This window comes from Streptomyces sp. NPDC107517, assembly GCF_055582645.1.
This window is the reverse complement of record NZ_JBVJPM010000019.1, coordinates 1-19,962: the sequence shown is the minus strand read 5'-3', so window position 1 is coordinate 19,962 and position 19,962 is coordinate 1. Positions and strand designations below refer to the sequence as shown.

The following is a 19,962-nucleotide window of genomic DNA, read 5'->3' as shown; positions in this document are numbered from 1 at the left end:
GGCGCCGCGACCCGTGTCCGGCGCCCCTTTCCCTTGCCCGTACGCAACCGTCGTACGCAGGCCCGAGCCGTACGCGAAGCCGTACGCGCAACCCCGGATGGATCATGTCTGACACCACCCTTTCGTCCCGTACCGTCCTCGTCACGGGCGCCACTTCCGGCATCGGCCTGGAGACCGCCCGGCGGCTCGCGGAACGCGGCGCCACCGTGCTGCTGCACGGCCGCACAGCCGAGGAAGCGCGCGCCGCCGCCGACCGCCTGATCACGACGGCCGGCATCGACGCCGACCGACTGTGCACCGTGGGCGCCGACTTCACCCGCCTGGACCAGGTCGAGACCATGGCGGCCCGTGTCGTCGCCGAGCACCCGCACCTGGACGTCCTGGTCAACAACGCGGGCATGGCGGCGCCCGAACGGCACACCATCACCGCCGACGGCAACGAGATCGCCTTCCAGGTCAACTTCCTCGCCCACTACCTGCTGACCTGCCTGCTGGAACCGGCTCTCACCAGCAATCCGGGCGGTCGCGTCGTGAACGTCTCCTCCTCCCTGCACCGCACCGGCTCCATCCAGTGGAACGATCCCAACCGCGCCCGCCGCTACTCCCGGCTCGCCGCCTACGCCCAGTCGCAGCTGGCGCTGACCGTCTTCGCTGCGGATCCGCGCGTCACCGCGGTATCGGTCCACCCGGGTGTGTGCGACACCGCGCTGCTCCCCCTCTACGCCCACGACGGCGTCACACCCACCGAGGGTGCCGCGCACGTGGTCCGCCTCTGCGACCCGTCGGTCGAGATCGTCAACGGCGCCTACTACGACCGCTCCGAGCGCGTCGACCCGGCGCCCGCCGCCACCGAGGACCGCACGGTCAAGCGCCTCAACAAACTGGCCGACCTCCTCGTCGGCCGCACCGCTTGAACACGCCCACCCCATAACGGAGTCACCACCCATGTCGAAGCGATCCCGCAAGAAGAAGGCGCGCCGCAAGAAGAAGGCGAACCACGGCCGCAAGGCCGGCCAGCGCTGACCCGACCGGAGGGGCGGGCGGGGCGACCGGACCGGTGACACGCGCCGCCCTTCGCCCCGCCCGCCCCTCCCCCTCACTGCCCCACGGAGAAAGTCGGTGATCGAACTCGAACCCCGCCAACTGCCGCCACTCACCCGCTGGTTCCCGGCCGGCGCCCCCGGGCCGGCCACGATCGGCGAACACGTCCTCACCACCGGCGTCGGCCGCTGGTGGGCGGACCGAGCGGACCAGCCGCGCATCATCGCCGTTTCCTGTGCCGACCATGTCCTGCTGCGCGGCTCCCCCGGCACACCCGAGGACCTGGCATCCCTGGCGGGCAGCCGCATCGACGCGCCCGCCCGTTTCCTGCCGGCCCTCGGCGCGGCCTTTGACCGCCTCACCCCGTGGGAACGCATGGTGTGGACCCTGCAGGCCGAGCCGCAACCCTGCCCGACTCCGCGCGGCGTGAACGTCCGCCGCCTCGAACCCGCCGACACCGACACCCTGCATACCCTTGGTGCCGACTCGGCCTGGATTCACGCCAGTTGGGGTGGCGCCGAAGGCCTCGCCGGCTCCGGTCACGGCTGGGCCGCCGTGGACCGTGGCGGACAGGTACTGGCCATCGCCTGCACGTACTTCCGCGGCACCCACTACGAGGACGTAGCGGTCTTCACCGCCCCTGACCACCGTCGCCACCGCCTCGCCCTGGCCTGCGTCACCGCCCTCGTCACGGACATCACCGCACGCGGCCACACCCCCGCCTGGAACTGCTCCGTCCTCAACCGCGCCAGCCGTCTCCTGGCCTGGACAGCCGGCTTCCGTCTGGTACGCGAATACGTTCACTACGCGGTCGGAAGCCCAGCACGACGAAACCGCCTCGCCGCCTGAGTCCGGCCCCGCACCCGAGCGCCGAGTCATTGCGCCGATGAGGGGTGGGGAGCGTAGGGCAGCAGGTCGCGTTGCCCGCCACCGCTGCGCTCCGCGTTCTGGGACGGGCCGGGCGGGGCTGGACTGGTCCGGGCGGGGCTGGACTGGGCTGGGCTGGGCTGGGCTGGGCTGGGCTGGGCTGGGCTGGGCTGGGCTGCAGGAGCGTGCTCGCAGTGTTGACCACCATGCGATCGCGCCGGGGGGCAGTCCGCGGCCGTGCAGCATCCGGGCCGACCTCACACGTGACGTGCTCGACAACGGTCAGGCCCGGGCCCCGGTGGCACGAGGGCAGGCGACCCGGGCAGTCGCACCCCTGCGCCCAGTAGGCGTGCCCTCAACTACCGTACGCGCCACCGAAGTTTCGGGCTCACATGAGGCGGCCAGGGCGGCGGGTGGACGGCGGGGGCTACTTCCCGGCGGCGGACGTGGCGGCGTTCTCGAAGTAGTCGCCGACGAGGTCGCCGACCAGGGTGCCGGCGGTGATGTCGCTGTTCACGTGACCGGCCATGTAGAGGCGGGAGTAGAGGACCTGGGCGGCCATCTCCTTGTAGTCCTCGGCGCGGTGCGGGGCCCAGCCGCCAAGGAGGGTGACGGCGGCGGACTTGGCGGCGTGCCGCGAGGGGTAGGAGTAGGGGCCCTTCTGCCCGGGCGTGACGTGCTTTTCGGGGCGCAGGGACGGGTCGAGGACGTATGGCGCGGGCTGCTGGTCGCGGGCGGCGACCTTCTCGGTGATCGCCTTGGCGAGCTTGAGAGCTGTCTTCAGCTCCGTCTTCTCCACGGCCCCTTGCTCCTTGGGGAGGAGTTCGCGCTGGTCGTGGCCGTAGAGCTTCCAGATGTCGCTCTTACCGTGGGCTTCGAGCCAGGTGGCGGCCTTCTTCCCGGCGGCGGTGCGGGTCTTGGCGAGGCTCTGCACCTGGTGCAGTTCGACGGTGCGGGCGACCTTGCTCGGCGGGGCCGGGACCTGCTGCGCGGCCCAGGTCAGGAAGGCCTTGTCGTCGCGGGTGGAGCCGTGCGCGGCCTTCCACTTGGCGAACAGGGCGTCCGCGGTGTGCTTCTGCGCCCCCCCTGCTGCTCGGCGACGTCGGCGACCTGGGCGTCGGTGAAGAGCACGGGCGGCGGGTCGGCTTGATCTGGTCGGTCGCGCCGGGCTTCTTCTTCGCCGAGGCGGAGGAAGCGGCCGGGGAGGCGTCGGTGGTGTGGGCCAGACCGAAGGTGGCGGCGTCGGCGGCGACGACGGCGGTCAGGGGGTACTGCCACTGCAGGCGGCGGGGGCTGTTCATGCGGGGGTGTTCCTTCCGGCGCGGGGCGCTTTGGTGCGCGGGACGGTGTGGAAGCGGGCGCGGGCGAGGCGACGGACGTTGTTGTCGGGCAGTCCCGGTGCGAGCAGAGACAAGCCGACGATGTACTTGCTGATGGACACCGGCCTGGCGCCCAGGCCGAGCAGGAGCCGGTCGGCGGCGGCAGGCCGGGCCGTGCCCTTGGTCTCGACAAGGAAGTAGCCGGGGTCCAGCTCGGCGCTGCGGCCATCGCGGTGGCAGGAGAGAGCGCCGTCCAGGGTGAGACGGGTGCCGGCTTCGAGGTCGGCGAAGGCGGCGCGGAGATAGCGGATCTCTCCGGCCGGGGCGAGTTCGGCGGCGGTGACCTCTATCCCGCTGTCGCCGAGGACACGGTCGACGAAGGCGGCGGCCTCGGTGCCGGCCTCCAGGCGCCCGTAGGCGTCCGCTTCGACGGTGTGCGCGTGCTTGACGGTGGCGCCGCGGCCGTCCGTTGACGCGAGTGGGCTGATACGAGGCCGGGGCGTCGATCACCAGGACCGCGATGATCAGGGGAACCCGATGCCGGTGATCATCCAGGTCTCGCGCTGCGGCAGCCCGTTGCTCAGCGCAATCACCAGCGCGATGAACGCGTACGCGACGTCGCGGACCGCGAAGGCGGCGCTGCGCAGCCGGACCAGAGAAGAGGATGCCGAACAGACCGAACCCGACACCGGAGGGGAACTTGCCCGCGCTGATCGCGGTCGTCGCGGCGAACAGACCGAGGTTGAGCGCGGCCAGGGCCAGCGGCATCTCCGGCACGGACCGGCGGCGCCGGTACAGCCAGCCGACCAGCGCCAGCAGCACCAGGACATCCAGGCCGGCGCGGGCCATCAGGTCTCCCGGCGTGAGTGCCGAGGCGAGGGACTTGTCGGCGAGGCAAACCGCCGCGCCTGCCCCGGCGGCAGCGGCGAGCAGTCAGCCAGTTCACCCATCCAGACCGGGGCGAGGCAGGCGAACCGGCAGGTCGGCGACCGCCGTTGATGCATCGGTGCGCCATCGCCGCCGAAGAACTGCGGATACGTCGTCAGGTACTGGCGCAGACGCTCCCGGTAGACGTCGGCGCGGGCGGAAGAGTCCGCGCCGGGCGTGGTCTCGGCCATCCGCGCCCACAGCAGAGGACGCACCTGCATCGTCCAACCGCAGCAATAGTCGAAGTTCTTGCCGTCGCCGTCGGTGCACCGGCCGTCGGCGTACCAGCCGTCACCGACCCACCAGTCCTCGATCCGCTCCAGGGGAGTCGTTATCGTCCTGGGAGAACGGGCCGCCCACTGAGGCGAGGACGGTCCAGACACCACCTGGAACAACTTTCAGTTGCTGTCAGGGGATTGGGCCCCGACAAAGCCAGAGAACCAGTCCACCACCCGCTCCTGGACACGGGAGTCCAGCCTGCCCCACAGCCAACTGCACGTCTCATGCAACCCGATGGCGATCGAGGCGGCATCGACCATGAGATGGGACAGGACCGTAACGGCGGGCCACGCGTCTGGGCTCGCGGATTCCGCGCCGGCCGTGAGCCCGTCGACGTACCGCTCGATCACTCCCTGTGGCGCCGCGCCCTGTGCCCCGGCGATCCGGCAGGCCGCGATCAGGAACGAACGCGCTTACCTCTCAAGGCCATCGGACACCACCCCCGACCTGCTGCTGAGCGTCCCGGCAGCCGATATGGGGCGCCGCCCGAGGTCGCGCACGGGACGAGCACGTCGAGGAGGTGGTCGGCTGTGGCCACGTGCAGCAGCCGCCGACGATCCGCTGCTGTACGGGCTCGGCGCGGCGGTTCCCGCCATCGAGCGGCACGTCGACGCAGTCGCCGAACTCCCGCCGGGATCCGCCTGGTTGGCGTACAGATCCGACAGCTGCCCCGGCAACTGCGACGGCACCGTCTCGTCACGCCCGACACGAATTCGCGGTGCCGCCGGCTGGTGACGAAGAAGTGGACGTACCCGAACCGGACGGGCCGTCCGCCGATCGACCGCCCCATCGCCGACCTCTCTCACGAGCGGATCAAGCGCCGGCCGATCCTCGGAAGCCTCGCCAACGAGTACGAAGGAGCGACGTAAAGATGCAGGTCATCGCCAGTGGCCGCGTTCTGGAACCCCACACGGCCCGTGGCACCGTCCGTCACAGGGGACGTTGGCGCGGGGGCGGGCGAGGCGTCATCCATTCGGCCCGCAGTGATTGCCGTTGGACGGAGTTCGGGGTGAGCTGTGAGTGCGCCGGGCGACAGTCGCTGGCGCCAAGAGGGCGGGGCGCCCGCTGCCGAACGGCCGGGGCCAGCCCTCATCGACCACACGAGATTTGGAGATCCCCATGCCTTACCGCAAGGGACAGCACGTTGAGTACCGCGACCAGCAGGACGAGCTTCAGCGGGGCGAGATCCGCAGCACCGAGGGCAGCGGGGCGCAGGCGCGCTACGCCGTCCAGAACGAGGCGACGCTGCGCGAGGACAAGGTAAGCGAGAACCAGATCGAGCGTGAGGTGTAGTAACACCCCGCCGACGCAGCCCGCCGTTGCACCGAACCAAGGTGCAACGGCGGGCTCCTGGATTCCTGCGACAGCGGCGGCGGCCGGTATTCCGGGCAGACGTAGTCGAAGTCAAGGTCATCGACGTCACTGAATTCCACAGCCAGTGTTGTCCGCCGTGGTGAACCCGAAACGCGCCCCATCCCTTGTGTTACCGGTCGTGGTCGCCCCACCGGCTCACCTCAGACAGCTACCTGCCTCGGGTGTCAGCCGCCTTCGTGGTGCTCCCACCAAGCACATCCGGTCAGGCCGCGCGCGCCACCGCATCGTGCCAACGGGCTTCAAAGCGTTGTGTGTGCCGATGATTACGCCCGAGCAGGTCACCGTAGTCATGGCGTCCATCGCACGGCGCGGCGGGATGGTCACTCGTACTGCTCCGTGCCCGCCTACCTGACCGCTCGCCGTGCCCCTGCTGCGCACCACTACCGCGGGCGCCGACCAACAGCCCATCGCCGTGCACGCACTCGAAGGCCGCAGCCTCCTGCGCGCCCGCGTCCCTGACAGCGTCATTAACGAGTACCGCTAAAACTGCCATGCCGCTTGACCTGCAGCGACGGCCTTCTGAGCCCCGCACGGTGCAGTCAGGTCGCCGGCCGAGCCAACGCTGACGGCCGAGCACCGGCGCGGGCACAGAGCGATGTACGACGCGGTCAACCTTGGCTGGTTGGGGCCGGCGCCGTCTGCGGTGGCTGCTTGCCTCCACCCTGCTGCCGAGAGCCACCGGCGGGCGATTCGTCCTCGCGGTCGATGCGAGCAACTGGCTGCGGCCCGACGCCCCTTAGGTGTCGGCGGAGACCGGTGAGTCGGTTCGTGTGGCGACCGAGTCGTGGGTCGCGGATGTGGGGATGGGGCGGTCGTCGTGCAGGGCCTGCCAGACCTGGTGGGCTGCTGTGGGCAGTGGCAGGACGCGGCCGGCGTCTCGGGCGTCGTAGCGGACGGGCAGGGTGATCATGTTCATGTGGTCGGGGCTGATGCCCTTGAGGTCCTTGGCCAGGCCGAGGAGTTTGTCCGCGGAGGCCAGAGCGGTGTCGGCGCTCACGGTCTTGGTCGCGGTGTCGGCGAGCACATAGGCCCGGGCGGGGTGGGACAGCACGTCGATCGATTCGGCGCGGTGGATCAGTGCCTTGATGAACGTCTGCTGGAGCTGGATGCGCCCCAGGTCGCTGCCGTCACCGACGGCGTGCCGGGTCCGCACGAGCGCGAGGGCCTGTTCACCCTTGAGGGTGTGCTTCCCGGCGCTCAGCGACAGGTGGCTGCCGGGGTCCTTGATGGCCCGCTGGGTGTGGATGTCGACACCACCGAGCTCGTCGACGAACTTCTCAAAGCCCGTGAAGTCGACCTCGAGATAGTGGTCCATGCGCACACCCGACATCTTCTCCACCGTCTTCACGGCGCAGGCCGGACCGCCCACCTGGTAGGCGGCGTTGAACATCGACTGCCGCTCGCCCGGCGTCGTGCCGCCCGACGGCTTCGCGCACTGCGGCCGGTCGACCAGCGTGTCGCGGGGGATGCTCACGACGGAGGCCATGGTGTGGCTCTTGTCGACGTGCAGCACCATGGCGGTGTCCGAGCGGGCGCCGGTGACACCCGTGCCGTAGGCGCCGTGTGTGCCGGCGCGCGAGTCGGAGCCCAGGAGCAGGATGTTCATCGCCCCGTCGTGGCCCGCGGCCGGGCGGTCGCTGCCCAGCACGGCGTTGATGTCCGTGCCCTTGAGGTTCCCGTTCAGGTGCGACCACGCACAGGCGACACCACCGGCGCCGACGAGGACGGCGCCGAGCGCGGTGAAAGTGATCACGCGCAGTCGCTTCGTGCGGGACCTGCCGCGCGAGCCGTGCAGGCTCGCCCACCCGTAGCCGATCTGGTCAAGGGCGTCTGCCGAGGACGCGCGCCCGTCGTCTGCACTGTGGTGCGACATCAAGGACTGCCCTCCGTTCGCTGGGTACGGCGTGCCGTGGAGCAGTGATGGCGTGTGGTGACGGCGTCTCAGTACGCGGAGTTGACGTTGTCGATCGAGCCGTAGCGGTCGGCGGCGTAGTTCGCGGCCGCGGTGATGTTGGCGACCGGGTCCGTCAGGCTCTTGGAGGTGCCGTCGACGTGGTAGGCGTCGAAGGTCGGCTGGATCACCTGCAGCAGGCCCTTGGACGGGGTGCCCTTGGCCGCGTTCACGTCATAGCCGTTCACCGCGTTCGGGTTACCGGAGGACTCACGCATGATGTTGCGGTGCAGACCCTCGTAGGAGCCGGGGATGCCCTTGGCCTTCATGACCTTGAGCGCCTCATTGATCCAGGCATCCACGTTGTTCCCGTCCGTGGCCTTCTTCGTGGAGACCGAAGAAGCGGCCTTCACCGCCGCGGTCGGCTCGGCGGCCTGCGCCGGCGACCCGGCGAACGTCAGCGCAGCGCCCGCGAGACCGGCGGCGGCCAGGACCGTGACGGTGGCGCGCTTGAAGACGGTGGGGCGGGCAGCAGCGGTGATCGGGGCGGAGAAGGTCATACGGGATTACCTCTTCATGCTCGGGGACATCGTGCGGCGCCGGCCGGTGCGGTGGCGCTGGGAGCGGAATCGAGTTCCGCGCCCTGTCCCTGGGGGGTTCGAAGCGAGCGTCTGGCTCGTGCTCCGACCCGCTCACCGGGACGACAGCCATAGTTAGCGACGGCGGAACGGGGGCGCAAGGATGTGACGTACTACCCCACATCGGAGAAATGTCCGAAATGACCGAATAGAGTGGCTTAGGGTGGCTTCCTTGAGCCGCCAGACGACCCCGCGGACCACTACCGCCCCTAGTATGTGATCTGGCCCCTATGGGCCGCCTCACAGCCCCAGGCCCGCCGACGTTACCCACGTCACGCGCCCAGTCCGACCCACGGGCCACGATCACGCCCACGAAGGGCGACTCCCTCAAAGGGCAACTGATCTGGTTGCAGGGTGATTCGTCAGTTCTGAGAGCGATCACGGAACGAGTGATCGCCGGCAGGCTTCCGGCCGCGAGGTGCCAGACGGACCATAGAAGGGAGCCCGGACTGCGGTCGGGCGCGCCACCTGTCTCCTGTCGGGGGTGATGGCGATGAAGGGTTTGTTCCGGATCGGGAGCGTGCGGGGAGTGGCGCTGCGGGCGCACTGGAGCGTGCCGTTGATCATGCTGCTCTTCGCGTACGGTCTGGCCGGCCGGACCCTGCCCGCGTACGCGCCGGGCTGGGCGCCGGTGGCGTACGCGGTCGCCGGAGTGGTCGGGGCTCTGCTGTTGCTGGCGAGTCTGGTCGTGCATGAGGCGGCGCATGCGCTGACGGCCCGCCGAGCCGGGATATCGGTGCGGGACGTGACGCTGTGGGCACTCGGTGGAATGACCCGGATGGACCGGCCGACGACGGCGCGGGCGGCGTTCACAGTCGCCGTCAGCGGTCCGCTGGCCAGCCTCGTGCTCGGCGGGGCCGCCATCGCAGGCGCGGTGGGGGTACATGCGGTGCTGGGCTGGCGGATGCCGGTCGCCCTGCTGGGCTGGCTGGGAGGCATGAACGTGCTGCTGGGCGTCTTCAACCTCTTGCCCGCCACGCCCCTGGACGGGGGCCGGGTGCTCCAGGCCGTGTTGTGGTGGCGTACGCGGGACCGGGAGCGGGCGCAGCTGGCGGCGGGGCGCAGCGGACAGGTCATCGGCATGACGCTGGCCGTGCTGGGCTGGTTGGCGTTCGTACGCGGGGCGTCGGGCGGACTGTGGCTGATAGTCATCGGCGTGTTCGTGGCGGTCACCGCCACGGCCGAACGGCGGTGGGCCCAGCTGTCCATGGCCGTGCGCGGCCTGCGGGTGACTCAGGCGATGACCAGCCCGGTGGTCACCGGTCCCGAGTGGCTGACCGTGGACCGCTTCCTAGCCGACGTGGCGGCTCAGACGCGACATTCGGTGTTGGCGCTGGTGGACTTCGAGGGCCACCCCAGCGGGGTCGTGCAGCTACGCAGGCTGACCGCCGTGCCCTCCGGGCGGCAGCAGGCGCTGCGGGTACGAGACCTGGCGATCCCGCTGTCCAAGTGCACGGTCGCCGCATCGGACGAGTTGCTGACAGCCGTCCTGGAGCGCCTCGGTTCCGGTGGCGGACTGCCCATCCTGGTCATGGACGGCGGCCGCCTCGGCGGTATCGTCACCGCGCACGACATACAACGGCTCTACCAGCGGAATCCGGAGGGGCAGGGCCGAGCTGCACCTCCCGGCGGCGGTGAGGGCAGCCGCCCCGGTATCGATCCGTAGCCGTCACGCCCCCGGAGAAGCTGGCCGCGGCGCGATGCGGTCGTGTCATTGCGTCCCTGTCGTGGACCGATCCGCCCACCAGCGTGATCTGCCGGGTCCCCACCCGACCCGGCAGCACCCGAGGGCACCGCACACCTTTCTCAACCACGCCCGCACCACCCTCGCCCACTGCCCGCAGCTCGAGGCATTCGTCGGCGTCCCGCCAGGTCCCCTGAGGCCGGGCTGCCTGCCCCGCACCCACCGCGACGCCGGACAGCGGCCAGTAGAACGAGTAGAACGAACTGACTGTTGACAGGGGCCCTGCCAGTACGTGGCACAAGCGCGGTGAGAGGGCAGGAAAGCGGTGGGTGCGGCGACGTTCAGGCAGTCGGTGTGCCGGTCAGGTCTCGATCACGGCATCGCAGTCGGGGCAGACCACGGATGCGTATTCCGCGGGATACCAGGGCGCTCCAGGGTGCTCGGAGGGCTTCCGGCTCGCCTCCATCGCGAAGGTGTCCTTGCCGCACAAGGTCCTCGGTCCCACCGGGATGGGCGCCCCTGGCGTGGCGGGCGCCGCGTGCACCTTGCGGATGTGCCGGTCCTCACCGCTCGGTGCATCCGGGGAGGAGCGCGTGGCCACCGGCTGGTCGAGTTCGTAGACAACGACGATCTCGCTCATGCCTCCACGGTAGGCGTTCGCGAGGCCGAACCGCCAGCAGCCTCAGGCCGGGGTGGCCGCGATCGGCAAGTGAGGGTCTCGTGCTCGGGCCGCTCTCGGCGGCTGTCCGGGCCCGTCGGCCGGTTCGAGCCTGGCGGCATCACGCGCGCAGATACTGCCGTGGCGTTGGCCGGGTGTCAGCAGGATCGCGAGCGGGCGTCCCATGCCGTCGCAGGCGAGATGGATTTTGGTGGTCAGGCCTCCTCGGGATCGGCCGAGGGCGCGATCGCCTGGTTCGTCCGGCCGGTGGATCCCCCTCTTCGGCCGGTGGCGGCAGCGTGCTGGTGGGCGCGGACGATGGTGGAGTCGATCTGGACGAGCCAGTCGATGTCGCTGACCGCGTCCGCATGAGCCTGGATCTGCTGGAGAGCCCGTGTGAACACGCCGTCCAGCGCATAGCGGCGGAAGCGGTGAGACCGTCTTCCACGGTTCGTAGCGATCTGGCAGGTCACGCCAGGAGATCCCGGTCCGGATCTTGTAGGCCACCCCGTTGACGACCTGCCGATCCTCCACACACGGCCGACCCGTCGCGGCATGCGGTATGAGTGGAGCGAGTAACTCCCACTCCTGATCGGCGAGTTCATAGCGACGTATCACCCCACCCAGTCGGTCACCGTCGCGTCAGAGCCGACTCCGCCATCAACAACCGCGTCGACGCCGCCCGCCACATCCACTCGGTCACATGGCGCCTCGCGGCACAGCCGGCTGTTCTCCCGAGCCACAGGCCCCAGCAGGCCTCGGACGCAGTCCTGCTCGTCGTCTTCCCGTCCCCATGACAGACCCTGGCGACTGTCGATGCATCCGCGGTTCATGCGCCGAGCAGTAGCGTGGCGACCGCCTCGGGTGCCTCGTGCATGGCGTCGTGGCCGGTTGGGAGGTCGTGGACCTGCCACTCGGGATCGGCTTGGAGGCGGGTGCGGAGTTCGGCGAACGGCGTCCGGTCCTCCCACCCCGAGCAGTAGATGAACTCCCGGCGAGGGACCTGGGCGAGCGTGCCGGTGAGCCGGATCGTTTGCAGGAACGAGGCGAGGGGATGGGGGCGGCGGCGCGGATCGCCGCCGTCCGGTGGTCGGATGGCGTAGCCGGTGGCCGCAGCGCCAGCAGCAGCCAGTTCCCGGAAGTACTCGTTTGTTGACGACCACCACGACTCGCCGTTGCGCGGTACGAAGGCGTCGAGATGCACCAGTCGTGAGATCCGGCCGTCTGCGCGATCGGCGGCGGCGGCGATCACCATCCCGGCGTAGCTGTGGCCGACCAGCGTCGCGCTGGTGATGTGGTTGCGGTCGAGGTGCCGTATTACGTCGTCGGCGTGCGTGTCGAGGTTGGCGGTCGCGACCGTCGCCTCGTCGTCGTCCGGCCGCAGGCCGGTCAAAGTCAGGGCGTGAACGGCATGACCGGCACGCTCCAGCAGCGGAATCACCGCCTCGTACGACCAGGAGCCCTTCCAACCGCCAGGTACGAGGACGAACGTCGCCATGCGCTTCTCCTTCTCCCTCAAGCCGCGGCATCGAGGCACGCTGCCTCGACGACATGTGGTTCGGCCGGGCACTCCGCGCGACCGAAGACCAGTCCACATGGAGGAAGTCTCGCCAGTTCACGGTGTGGCTTGCTACCGCTACGCTGCCAACTGATGCCTGCTCGCCGCCAACCTCGCCAGACCACCGGTGTGACCTCACATATGTGGCCGTCCGGCGGGCGCCACCTGTGGCCATCCGGCGAAACGAGCACGGTGCAGTCGCACGCACGGGGACACCTGGTCTACGCGGCCAGCGGCGTCCTGGCAGTTCATACCGAGCGCGGCACGTCGATCGTTCCCGCCAACCGGGTCGCCTGGACCCCCGCCCTGTTCACGCACTACCACCGCGCTCACGGCGACACCGACATGCGGATCGTCTTTCTCGTGCCGTCTCTCGCCCGGCTCATGCCGGACCGCCCCGCGGTGTTCCTGGCCTCCGACCTCGCCCGCGAGGTCCTGCTCGCCGTGACGGGCGCCCGCAACTACGATGACACCGCGCCTGGTTACAGCCGCTCCGCGCGGTCTCGTCTCCTTCGAGTACTCGTCGATGAACTCCGCGAAGCACGCGAACGGCCACTGCATCTGCCGGAGCCACAGGACGACCGGCTGCAAGCCATTGCCCGGATGCTGTACGAGACGCCGGCAGACAGCACCACGCTGGTCGAACTCGGGAAGACGATCGGAGCCAGCACCCGCACCCTCAGCCGACTGTTCCGCGACGAACTCGGCATGACCTTCTACGAGTGGCGCACGCAACTACGCGTCTACCACGCGCTCGTGCTCCTCGCTGACGGCCACGACACCACCCAAACCGCCTTCGCCTGCGGATGGGCCAACCCCAGCAGCTTCATCGCAGCGTTCACCAACATCATCGGAACGACCCCGGGCCGCTACCGAACCGGTCGCCAGACCGCCGCCCACGCATCTCGACCCCCGACAGTGGTCGACTCCTCGGACTGATTTGTACTCGCACCCGGACCGATGGGGTCCGCGCGCGAACAGGAGATGCCCCCGTGTGGCTCGCACTTCCCGCACAGCTACAGCGGCGGAAGAATGTCGCCCGCGGGCTACTGTCCGTCTCCCGGTTTTGTTGCGCCGCGACAGCACCAGGACCCCGAGTTGCTTGATCTCCGCCGTGAGAATGCAGTGCTCCTGGGCAGGTGGGACTACGACGTCCGGCGCACCCTCACAGGACGGCCGCCGGCCACGGCGGCGCTCAAGAAGCCGATCCTGCAGCCCGACCGATCCCCGGCTCTGCAGGGCCATCGTGCACAGCCTCACCTTCGGCGGCGGTGACGCGAAAGAATCGCTGCATGCCGATACAGAAATCAGCTGACGAGTCGTGGTCGATGCTCGACGTGCCGTGGCGGGCAGCCATGGAGATGGCCTGGGATTCCTACCGCCAAGGCGGCATCGCCGTCGGTGCCGTTCTGACTGACGGAACGGAGAACATTGTCGGTCGCGGACGCAACCAGCGCTTCGGGACGAAGTCACCGCGTGGCCTTCTCGCTCATGCGGAGATGGAGGCGTTAAGCGTCGTTCCAGCACAGAAGGACCGTGCACGCGGCAGCGTGCTCTACACGACCTTGCATCCGTGTCCCATGTGCCTCGGCGCCATCATCGTGGCACGCGTCGGCCGGCTTCATTTCGGCGCGTTCGACCCGACCTGGCAAGGGATCGAGCAGTTGCGCCAGCACAACGACGAGGTGCGGCGTCGATGGCCGGAAGTCACAGGCCCGCTGACCGGACCACTCGGCGAGTGGCTCGCGGTACTCCCGTGCCTGAATACGAACGGCACCCTGGTTCGAGCAATGGAGTCAACGGCACCGCACCGCACGAGACTTGCCCGTGCCGTCGCACAGCGACTCGGAAGCGGAGGCAGACTGCCTGACACCGCCGACCAAGCCCTGGAGCAGGTCTGGGATCTGCTGACTGAACGCCGAGAGTAGGACCGCAACCGGGACGACGATGGCTGGTCCACGCGACTCCGGCAACGTCAGCGGCAACTTGCACCGGCCCCGGCGCTACCACCATGACCTGCAACGCGTCTTCTACACCTCCGCGCTGATCAGCATCCGCAGTTGCGACGCATCGCGGCGCTTCTACGAACGCAAGCGCGCCGAAGGCAAGCGACACAGCCAGCCCGTCTTTGCGCTGGCCCGACGAAGGGTCAGCGTTCTGTGGGCCTTGATTCGTGACGGACGGTGCTACCACCAGGATCTCCCAGTCACTGCGGCGGCTTGACAACCTCATGAGGAGGTGGCGGTCGCCTCGGCCGGAGGAGGCGGGCAGAGGCGCGGCGCCGCACACGTGGGCGAAGGTGTCTCGGACCGCAGGCACTCGGCGTTGTCGCCGACGGTCGCCAGGATCCGCCAGTTCGACCTGACCCGGCGGGTGTACGTGCACGACCGGCGCCCGGTGATCCGGGCGCCGACGCTGGTGATCGGCTGCACGGACGACGCGCTGATCCCGGTCGTAAACGCCCGCGGCGTCCACGCGGCGCTCCCTGGCAGCGAGTTCGCCGAGCTGGGCTGCGGGCATGTCACCCGCGTCGAGCGCTAAGGCGAACTGGTTGCTCTGGTTGTCGACTTCCTCGGCAGGGAACCCGCGCGTCGCGCTTGGCCGCTGTACTCCGCGGGGCGTTCTGCGCGGCGATGTGCTCGGTGTGCCGCGTCAGGCCAGTATCTCCCGAAGCCAGGACCTTTCCGCGCGGCTGGTCGCGCGGGCGATGGTGAGCATGCCTCGCCGGTAGGGGTCGTCTGTGTCCTCGGCCCTTTGCATGCGGTCATCGTCGTGGAAGAAGCTCGCGGGCTGCTCCAGGAAGTCCAGCCGGCGGCGCAGTACCGCGTGCTGGTCAGCAGTGTCGGGCAGGTGGGAGAGGAAGGCCAGAACCGTGAAGAACCGGGTGCTGTCCGTGATTTCCACGCCGTCGGCATCCCGCAGTCTGCGCAGTAGCTCACGGTGGCCGGCGTCGGTCAGGCTCAGGACGTGCCGCTGAGCGGCAGAGTCGCCCGGTTCGGTCCGCCGGTCGAGCAGTTCGGCCTTGACCATCCGGTTGATCGCGGGGTAGAGGCTGCCGTCGCTGACCGGCCTGGCATGGCCGGACAGGTGAGCTATCCGGTGGCGCAGTTGGTAGCCGTGCAGCGGCCCTTCGGCCAGAAATCCCAGTATCGCGAGTTCGAGCATGCTGCTACTCTCGCACATCGAATCGAGGTATTTCGGATCGAGGGATGTCGGAACGAGGTACGTCGGAACGAGGGAGCAGATGGGATGACGTACAGCGAGGATTGGGTGACGTCACGGGCGCGCGACGCCTATGAGAGCGGCCAGGCATCGTTCGACATACGGCCCGAACGGACAGCACTCCTGGTCATCGACATGCAGGACGAATTCGTCGAGCCCGGTTCGAGCCCCTACTGGGTGCCCGCGGCGACCCGGATGGCGCCCCGGCTGCGGGAGTTGGTCGAACACTGCCGAAGCGCCTCGGTCCCGGTGATCTGGACCATCTTCGACGACACCCATCTGGGACTGGACCGGCCGCACGCCCTGCGTTTCCTGCCGCACGCGGAGAGCGACTGGCGCCGACCGGGCCCTGCCGCGGTGTGGGGCCCGATGGGCCACCGTCCCGACGAGATCCTGATCCGCAAGCCGTCCTACGGGGCGTTCTACGACACACCTCTCGACACGATGCTGCGCAACCTCGGCCGGGACACGGTCATCGTCACGGGAACCCTCACCAACTACTGCTGTGGGACCACGGCCCGGCAGGCATACGAGCGCGGCTACAAGGTCGTCTTCGGATCCGACGTCACGGCCACCGACGACCAGTCCCGGCAGGAACCGGAACTCGCCGTACTGCGCAAGGGTTTCGCGCTCGTGCTGACCGCCGAGAAGATCGCCGATCGACTGACTGCGGCGACTGCGGCCGCTTCGCCAAAAACCGCCAGCGATGTATAGCGCTGCGGTATATCGAATGGAGCGAGGAAGGGAATATGCGCAGTGCCCAGGTGACACCCGGTGGGGCACAACTCCCTTGGGTGGAGATACGGGGTGGACTCCAGCGACCCCGGGTCCACCTGCACGGGTTCGGCGCCTGCTCCAGTCCGTACTTCGCGGCCGTCGCCGTCCACCCCACTGTCGCCGCTCGCTCTCTCCTGATCGACATGCCCGGCTTCGGCATCAGCGACCGCCCGACGAACTACGGCTACGCCCTGGAAGACGACGCCGACACTCTCGCTACGGCCCTTGATGCGGCGGGCGTCCATGGAGCTGAAGTCGTTGGGCACAGCATGGGCGGGCCGGTTACCGTCCTGCTGGCCCATCGCCACCCCCAACCTGCTCTCCGGCCTGGTCCACGTCGACCCCAATCTCGACCCCAATGTCCCCGCACGCGGAATGACGGGCTCACGTGGCATCGCCGCCTACACCGAAGAAGTGTTCCTCGACGGAGGATGGAGGAGGTCCGCGAAGCCGCCGGAGCGCACTGGTGGTTCACGATGCGGCTTGCCGGGTTTGAGGCGCTCCGTCGCAGCGGGGTACACCTCGCCCCTGGCACCGAGCCCACCATCCGTGAGCTGCTGCGGAACGTGACGATTCCCCGGACCTGCATGCGATCCGAAGACGACGACGAGCCGTTCGCCGCAGAGACGTAGCTCGTCGACGCAGGGTCGCTCTCATGCACATCCCGAAGCTGCGGACACAACATCACGCTGGACAACGCGGATGCGTTCGCCCGGGAAACCGCTCGTGCTCAGCAGGGCACCTCACCCACCGGAGTCGGAAGGATGACTCTTGCGACACTACGTTGCGGTGTGGCGGATGCCGGGTGCGCCGTTGCTGCTCGTGGCCGGTGTGGTCGCCCGTCTGGGCACAGGGGTGACGCCCTTGGCCCTGCTGCTGTCGGTCGCAGCGGCGACCGGTCGTTACGCATCAGCAGGCGTCGCCGCCGGCAGCTACGCACTGTCGGGCGCGGTTGTCAGCCCGATCGCCGGACGGCTTGCGGATCGGCTGGGCGCGACACGGGTGCTGCGTGTGTCCGCGGTCGCCCATCCGCTCGGCCTGGTCGCGTTCCTGTTCGCCGTCCGCGGCGGGGCGCTGCCACTGATCTGCGCGGCTACTGTGTCCGCAGGCGCGACCTATCCACCGCTGACCTCGGCGATCCGCAGCGCGTGGATCGGTCTTACCGAGGACGGTACTGCCGGGCATCACCTGCGTGGCGCGGCGCTGGCCGTGGAGACCTCGCTGTTCGAGCTGGTGTTCGTGGCAGGCCCGCTGCTGGTGGCCGTCGCGGTGCTGATCGCCTCCCCGGCTGCGGCGATCGCGGGATCGGCGGTCGCGACGCTGGTCGGCACGCTGCTGCTGGCCCGCAGCCCGGTCGTATGCGACCAGCGTCCGGCCTCGCCGGACGACAGAACTCGTGGGCTGGGTCCACTTGTGGTGCCCGGCTTCGCAGTGGTGCTGGTCTGCGTGGGCAGTCTCGGGATGGCTTTCGGCGCGATCAGCGTGACCGTGCCGGCGTTCACGTCCCACCACGCGGGGACCGGCGCCGATCAGCTGGCCGGTGTCCTGCTCGCGGTATGGGGACTGGGTTCTGCACTGGGCGGTTTCGGGTATGGCCTTGCACGGCCGCACGTCCCGCTGCCGCGGCAGTTCACATGGTTGCTCGGCGCCGTCTGCTTGAGTACGGCGGTACTGGCGGTCATGCCGGGCCCACTGGCGCTGGGCATTGCGCTCGCGGTCGGCGGCATCACCGTAGCCCCGACGCTGACCGTCTACACCGCCATCGTCGGGCGTATCGTGCCGGCCGGTATGCGAAACGAGGCCGGTACCTTGCTGGTGACCCTTCCGATGGCGGCCAACTCGGCCGGCGGTGCGATGGCCGGGCTGATCGTCGATCAGTCCGGTTGCATATTGTGGTCGTTCACGATTGCGGCGACGGTCATCGCCGTCGCAGCCCGGCCAACCGGCTCGATCGCTCGCGCCGACGCGGCTGTGACGAGCAGCGCCCGAGGCGGGGTTGCTGTTCCCGTGCGACGGACATGCGAGTAGAGGCTCTCGCCGCGCCAGACTCGTTCCCAGCAATCGATGCTGCCGAAGGTTTGACGGTCCGGGAGGGTGTCCATCTTGGGTATTGCGCCATAGCCGGCTTCAGTAACGCGCGCCGGAAAGGATCTCGGACTGTGTCGCTCAGGATCCTCAAGGCCCGGAAGATACCCCGGCACCTGAGGGGCCACGAAGTTTCCGGACAGGCACCCAATAGGGTTGTCCTGAACAAGGAAACGAGGAAGAAGTGGCGCCACCCAGTAAGTACTCGCCGGAGTTCCGCGAGGAAGCCGTCCAGCTCGCGTTGAGGTCAAGCAAGACGATCTCCGAAGTCGCCCGGGAGCTTGAGCTGAACTCGGAGACGCTACGCGGCTGGGTGAAGAAGTACCAGAAGCAGCAGGAACCAGCCCTCGATGCGGAACTGACGGTGAACGAGCGGGCGCGCCTGAAGGAACTCGAACGACGCAATCGCGAGCTGGAGATGGAAGTCACCTTCCTGAAAAAAGCCGCAGCGTACTTCGCGAAGGATACTCGGTAGCAAGCAAGTACGAGTTCATCGACGAGATGCGGCTCGACAACGAGAAGTACGCGTACAGCGTCGAGTTCATGTGCGGCCGACTCGGCGTCTCCAGATCCGGCTACTACGACTGGCGATCCCGCCCGGAATCCGCGACAGCTCAGCGGCGCGAAGAACTGAAATTGCTCATCAAAAAAGCGTTCGACATGTCCGACAGCACCTACGGGCACCGGCGCATCCAGGCCCAGCTGCACCGCTGGGGCGTCGCCGCGGGCGTGGAGTTGGTCCGCCGCCTCATGCGCGAACTGGGCCTGGTGCCCTGCCTGCCACGGCCGAAGAGGTTCAGCCTCACTCAGGCTGCGGCCGGCCAGGTACCGGACCTCGTCGGCCGCGACTTCACCGCGGATGCACCTGGCAAGAAGCTTGTCGGTGACATTACCTATATCGCGACCGGGGAAGGCTGGCTGTACCTCGCAACGGTCATCGACTGCTGTACGAAGGAAGTCATCGGTTACGCGATGGACGACCACTACCAAACCTCACTGATATCCAGGGCAATCCGTAACGCGGCTCGGAACAAGAACCTCTCGGCCGACGCGATATTCCACTCGGATCGTGGAAGTAACGGCGGATTCAACCGGTCGTTGCAACACCTCGTCCTCGGAGGTGTTGATGGGCAGGCCAGCAGGGTGGATGGCGGCGTTGACCGGGCGTTCGCCGATGAAGTCGCCAGGTGCGCCGGCGCTACGGCGGGAAGTGGAACGTCAGTTCTGGCGGGAGATCGCGAACGGACTGCTCCCGGAGGAGGCGGCAGCTTCGGTCGGCGTATCCCAAGCGGCGGGGGGAAGATGGTTCCGCCACGGTGGCGGCATGCCACCCATGGATCTTGGCCCGCAGTCCGGCCGGTACCTGTCCTTTCACGAGCGTGAAGAGATCGCGATCCTCAAAGCGCAGGGCATCGGGGTCCGGGAGACCGCGCGTCGTCTAGGCCGTGATCCTTCGACGGTGTCCCGGGAACTGCGGCGCAACGCCGCGACTCGTGGCGGCCGACTGGACTACCGGGCTTCGGTTGCCCAGTGGAAGGCCGATCTGGTGGCCCGGCGCCCGAAGACCGCGAAACTGGCGGCTCACGACCGGTTGCGGGACTACGTACAGGAAAGGCTTTCCGGCCAGGTCAGCCGCCCCGAC

General features: G+C 68.8%; 23 protein-coding genes and 6 pseudogenes. 17 read left to right on the top strand and 12 right to left on the bottom strand.

Going from position 1 to position 19,962, the window contains the following annotated elements:
* Window positions 1-104: 104 nt before the first annotated feature.
* From ACZ67T_RS33145 to ACZ67T_RS33135, 3 genes are all read left to right on the top strand, one after another.
* Window positions 105-914: an SDR family NAD(P)-dependent oxidoreductase gene (locus ACZ67T_RS33145; RefSeq protein WP_469988927.1), complete on the top strand. Its 810-nt coding sequence runs from the start codon at window positions 105-107 to the stop codon at window positions 912-914.
* Between the two features lie 31 nt (window positions 915-945).
* Window positions 946-1,023 carry a 50S ribosomal protein bL37 gene (locus ACZ67T_RS33140; protein ID WP_469989107.1) on the top strand — a complete coding sequence of 26 codons (78 nt, stop codon included), beginning with the start codon at window positions 946-948 and terminating at the stop codon, window positions 1,021-1,023.
* Between the two features lie 96 nt (window positions 1,024-1,119).
* Complete coding sequence (locus ACZ67T_RS33135) at window positions 1,120-1,890, top strand: GNAT family N-acetyltransferase (protein ID WP_469988925.1); 771 nt, start codon at window positions 1,120-1,122, stop codon at window positions 1,888-1,890.
* A gap of 445 nt (window positions 1,891-2,335) precedes the next feature.
* Here ACZ67T_RS33135 and ACZ67T_RS33130 read toward each other — a convergent pair whose 3' ends face one another.
* Both ACZ67T_RS33130 and ACZ67T_RS33125 read right to left on the bottom strand, forming a co-directional pair.
* The gene (locus ACZ67T_RS33130) at window positions 2,336-2,842 is read right to left on the bottom strand and encodes a phosphatase PAP2 family protein (RefSeq protein ID WP_469988923.1); all 507 of its coding nucleotides are present in this window, start codon (window positions 2,840-2,842) and stop codon (window positions 2,336-2,338) included.
* A 363-nt stretch (window positions 2,843-3,205) separates the two neighbouring features.
* The gene (locus ACZ67T_RS33125; protein ID WP_469988922.1) at window positions 3,206-3,349 is read right to left on the bottom strand and encodes a hypothetical protein; all 144 of its coding nucleotides are present in this window, start codon (window positions 3,347-3,349) and stop codon (window positions 3,206-3,208) included.
* A 111-nt stretch (window positions 3,350-3,460) separates the two neighbouring features.
* Here ACZ67T_RS33125 and ACZ67T_RS33120 point away from each other — a divergent pair, with 111 nt between their 5' ends.
* Window positions 3,461-3,700 carry a hypothetical protein gene (locus ACZ67T_RS33120; protein WP_469988921.1) on the top strand — a complete coding sequence of 80 codons (240 nt, stop codon included), beginning with the start codon at window positions 3,461-3,463 and terminating at the stop codon, window positions 3,698-3,700.
* Window positions 3,701-3,751: 51 nt separating this feature from the next.
* On the opposite strand, the gene ACZ67T_RS33115 is transcribed toward ACZ67T_RS33120, so the two are convergent.
* From ACZ67T_RS33115 to ACZ67T_RS33105, 3 genes and pseudogenes are all read right to left on the bottom strand, one after another.
* Complete coding sequence (locus ACZ67T_RS33115; RefSeq protein WP_469988919.1) at window positions 3,752-3,916, bottom strand: DUF4956 domain-containing protein; 165 nt, start codon at window positions 3,914-3,916, stop codon at window positions 3,752-3,754.
* Window positions 3,917-3,947: 31 nt separating this feature from the next.
* Window positions 3,948-4,076: pseudogene (locus tag ACZ67T_RS33110) on the bottom strand (DUF4956 domain-containing protein); the annotation flags it as partial.
* Window positions 4,076-4,816 (bottom strand): annotated as a pseudogene (locus ACZ67T_RS33105) (DUF2264 domain-containing protein). The pseudogenes ACZ67T_RS33110 and ACZ67T_RS33105, both read right to left, overlap by 1 nt.
* 348 nt (window positions 4,817-5,164) lie before the next feature.
* On the opposite strand from ACZ67T_RS33105, the gene ACZ67T_RS33100 reads away from it, so the two are divergent.
* Window positions 5,165-5,302 (top strand): hypothetical protein, encoded by a 138-nt coding sequence (locus ACZ67T_RS33100; RefSeq protein WP_469988917.1) that lies wholly within the window; start codon window positions 5,165-5,167, stop codon window positions 5,300-5,302.
* A gap of 250 nt (window positions 5,303-5,552) precedes the next feature.
* On the top strand, window positions 5,553-5,726 hold the full coding sequence (locus ACZ67T_RS33095) for a hypothetical protein (protein ID WP_469988915.1): 174 nt from the start codon (window positions 5,553-5,555) through the stop codon (window positions 5,724-5,726).
* An 817-nt stretch (window positions 5,727-6,543) separates the two neighbouring features.
* Here the strand turns inward: ACZ67T_RS33095 and ACZ67T_RS33090 are convergent.
* Complete coding sequence (locus ACZ67T_RS33090) at window positions 6,544-7,680, bottom strand: LCP family protein (RefSeq protein ID WP_469988913.1); 1,137 nt, start codon at window positions 7,678-7,680, stop codon at window positions 6,544-6,546.
* 68 nt (window positions 7,681-7,748) lie between these two features.
* Window positions 7,749-8,258, bottom strand: a complete 510-nt coding sequence (locus ACZ67T_RS33085; protein WP_469988911.1) for a transglycosylase SLT domain-containing protein — start codon at window positions 8,256-8,258, stop codon at window positions 7,749-7,751.
* 571 nt (window positions 8,259-8,829) lie between these two features.
* Between ACZ67T_RS33085 and ACZ67T_RS33080 the strand changes: the two genes are divergently transcribed.
* Entirely contained in the window at window positions 8,830-10,002 is a 1,173-nt protein-coding gene (locus ACZ67T_RS33080) for a site-2 protease family protein (protein ID WP_469988909.1), read from the top strand.
* Window positions 10,003-10,381: 379 nt separating this feature from the next.
* On the opposite strand, the gene ACZ67T_RS33075 is transcribed toward ACZ67T_RS33080, so the two are convergent.
* The 4 genes and pseudogenes from ACZ67T_RS33075 to ACZ67T_RS33060 form a co-directional block, all read right to left on the bottom strand.
* On the bottom strand, window positions 10,382-10,660 hold the full coding sequence (locus ACZ67T_RS33075; protein WP_469988907.1) for a hypothetical protein: 279 nt from the start codon (window positions 10,658-10,660) through the stop codon (window positions 10,382-10,384).
* A 165-nt stretch (window positions 10,661-10,825) separates the two neighbouring features.
* A pseudogene (locus ACZ67T_RS33070) lies at window positions 10,826-11,010 on the bottom strand (IS5/IS1182 family transposase); the annotation flags it as partial.
* 115 nt (window positions 11,011-11,125) lie between these two features.
* Window positions 11,126-11,296 (bottom strand): annotated as a pseudogene (locus ACZ67T_RS33065) (transposase); the annotation flags it as partial.
* Window positions 11,297-11,507: 211 nt separating this feature from the next.
* Complete coding sequence (locus tag ACZ67T_RS33060; RefSeq protein ID WP_469988905.1) at window positions 11,508-12,176, bottom strand: alpha/beta fold hydrolase; 669 nt, start codon at window positions 12,174-12,176, stop codon at window positions 11,508-11,510.
* 252 nt (window positions 12,177-12,428) lie between these two features.
* Here ACZ67T_RS33060 and ACZ67T_RS33055 point away from each other — a divergent pair, with 252 nt between their 5' ends.
* The 4 genes and pseudogenes from ACZ67T_RS33055 to ACZ67T_RS33040 all read left to right on the top strand — a co-directional run bounded on the left by ACZ67T_RS33055 (window position 12,429) and on the right by ACZ67T_RS33040 (window position 14,777).
* Complete coding sequence (locus ACZ67T_RS33055) at window positions 12,429-13,175, top strand: helix-turn-helix domain-containing protein (RefSeq protein ID WP_469988904.1); 747 nt, start codon at window positions 12,429-12,431, stop codon at window positions 13,173-13,175.
* Window positions 13,176-13,528: 353 nt separating this feature from the next.
* A complete protein-coding gene (locus ACZ67T_RS33050) occupies window positions 13,529-14,164 on the top strand; it encodes a nucleoside deaminase (protein ID WP_469988902.1) in 636 nt (211 codons plus the stop codon).
* Window positions 14,165-14,180: 16 nt separating this feature from the next.
* A pseudogene (locus ACZ67T_RS33045) lies at window positions 14,181-14,459 on the top strand (IS110 family transposase); the annotation flags it as partial.
* 15 nt (window positions 14,460-14,474) lie between these two features.
* Window positions 14,475-14,777 (top strand): alpha/beta fold hydrolase, encoded by a 303-nt coding sequence (locus ACZ67T_RS33040; protein WP_469988900.1) that lies wholly within the window; start codon window positions 14,475-14,477, stop codon window positions 14,775-14,777.
* A 111-nt stretch (window positions 14,778-14,888) separates the two neighbouring features.
* Here the strand turns inward: ACZ67T_RS33040 and ACZ67T_RS33035 are convergent, their stop codons facing one another.
* The gene (locus ACZ67T_RS33035; RefSeq protein WP_469988898.1) at window positions 14,889-15,401 is read right to left on the bottom strand and encodes a PadR family transcriptional regulator; all 513 of its coding nucleotides are present in this window, start codon (window positions 15,399-15,401) and stop codon (window positions 14,889-14,891) included.
* A gap of 84 nt (window positions 15,402-15,485) precedes the next feature.
* On the opposite strand from ACZ67T_RS33035, the gene ACZ67T_RS33030 reads away from it, so the two are divergent.
* The 6 genes and pseudogenes from ACZ67T_RS33030 to ACZ67T_RS33005 form a co-directional block, all read left to right on the top strand.
* Entirely contained in the window at window positions 15,486-16,172 is a 687-nt protein-coding gene (locus ACZ67T_RS33030) for a cysteine hydrolase family protein (protein ID WP_469988897.1), read from the top strand.
* 35 nt (window positions 16,173-16,207) lie between these two features.
* Window positions 16,208-16,867: an alpha/beta hydrolase gene (locus tag ACZ67T_RS33025; RefSeq protein WP_469988895.1), complete on the top strand. Its 660-nt coding sequence runs from the start codon at window positions 16,208-16,210 to the stop codon at window positions 16,865-16,867.
* Window positions 16,868-17,006: 139 nt separating this feature from the next.
* Window positions 17,007-18,263, top strand: a complete 1,257-nt coding sequence (locus tag ACZ67T_RS33020; protein WP_469988893.1) for an MFS transporter — start codon at window positions 17,007-17,009, stop codon at window positions 18,261-18,263.
* A gap of 241 nt (window positions 18,264-18,504) precedes the next feature.
* On the top strand, window positions 18,505-18,795 hold the full coding sequence (locus ACZ67T_RS33015) for a transposase (protein WP_469988892.1): 291 nt from the start codon (window positions 18,505-18,507) through the stop codon (window positions 18,793-18,795).
* A 17-nt stretch (window positions 18,796-18,812) separates the two neighbouring features.
* Window positions 18,813-19,388, top strand: a pseudogene (locus ACZ67T_RS33010) (IS3 family transposase); the annotation flags it as partial.
* Between the two features lie 79 nt (window positions 19,389-19,467).
* Window positions 19,468-19,962 (top strand): transposase (locus ACZ67T_RS33005; protein WP_469988890.1); only part of this gene is annotated, 495 nt, incomplete at its 3' end.

Coding starts and splice junctions, on each gene's coding strand:
- ACZ67T_RS33085 (WP_469988911.1), bottom strand. CDS start 8,258: ATGACCTTCTCCGCCCCGATCACCGCTGCTGCCCGCCCCACCGTCTTC.
- ACZ67T_RS33080 (WP_469988909.1), top strand. CDS start 8,830: ATGAAGGGTTTGTTCCGGATCGGGAGCGTGCGGGGAGTGGCGCTGCGG.
- ACZ67T_RS33095 (WP_469988915.1), top strand. CDS start 5,553: ATGCCTTACCGCAAGGGACAGCACGTTGAGTACCGCGACCAGCAGGAC.
- ACZ67T_RS33050 (WP_469988902.1), top strand. CDS start 13,529: ATGCCGATACAGAAATCAGCTGACGAGTCGTGGTCGATGCTCGACGTG.
- ACZ67T_RS33060 (WP_469988905.1), bottom strand. CDS start 12,176: ATGGCGACGTTCGTCCTCGTACCTGGCGGTTGGAAGGGCTCCTGGTCG.
- ACZ67T_RS33145 (WP_469988927.1), top strand. CDS start 105: ATGTCTGACACCACCCTTTCGTCCCGTACCGTCCTCGTCACGGGCGCC.
- ACZ67T_RS33025 (WP_469988895.1), top strand. CDS start 16,208: ATGCGCAGTGCCCAGGTGACACCCGGTGGGGCACAACTCCCTTGGGTG.
- ACZ67T_RS33030 (WP_469988897.1), top strand. CDS start 15,486: ATGACGTACAGCGAGGATTGGGTGACGTCACGGGCGCGCGACGCCTAT.
- ACZ67T_RS33035 (WP_469988898.1), bottom strand. CDS start 15,401: ATGCTCGAACTCGCGATACTGGGATTTCTGGCCGAAGGGCCGCTGCAC.
- ACZ67T_RS33140 (WP_469989107.1), top strand. CDS start 946: ATGTCGAAGCGATCCCGCAAGAAGAAGGCGCGCCGCAAGAAGAAGGCG.
- ACZ67T_RS33075 (WP_469988907.1), bottom strand. CDS start 10,660: ATGAGCGAGATCGTCGTTGTCTACGAACTCGACCAGCCGGTGGCCACG.
- ACZ67T_RS33090 (WP_469988913.1), bottom strand. CDS start 7,680: ATGTCGCACCACAGTGCAGACGACGGGCGCGCGTCCTCGGCAGACGCC.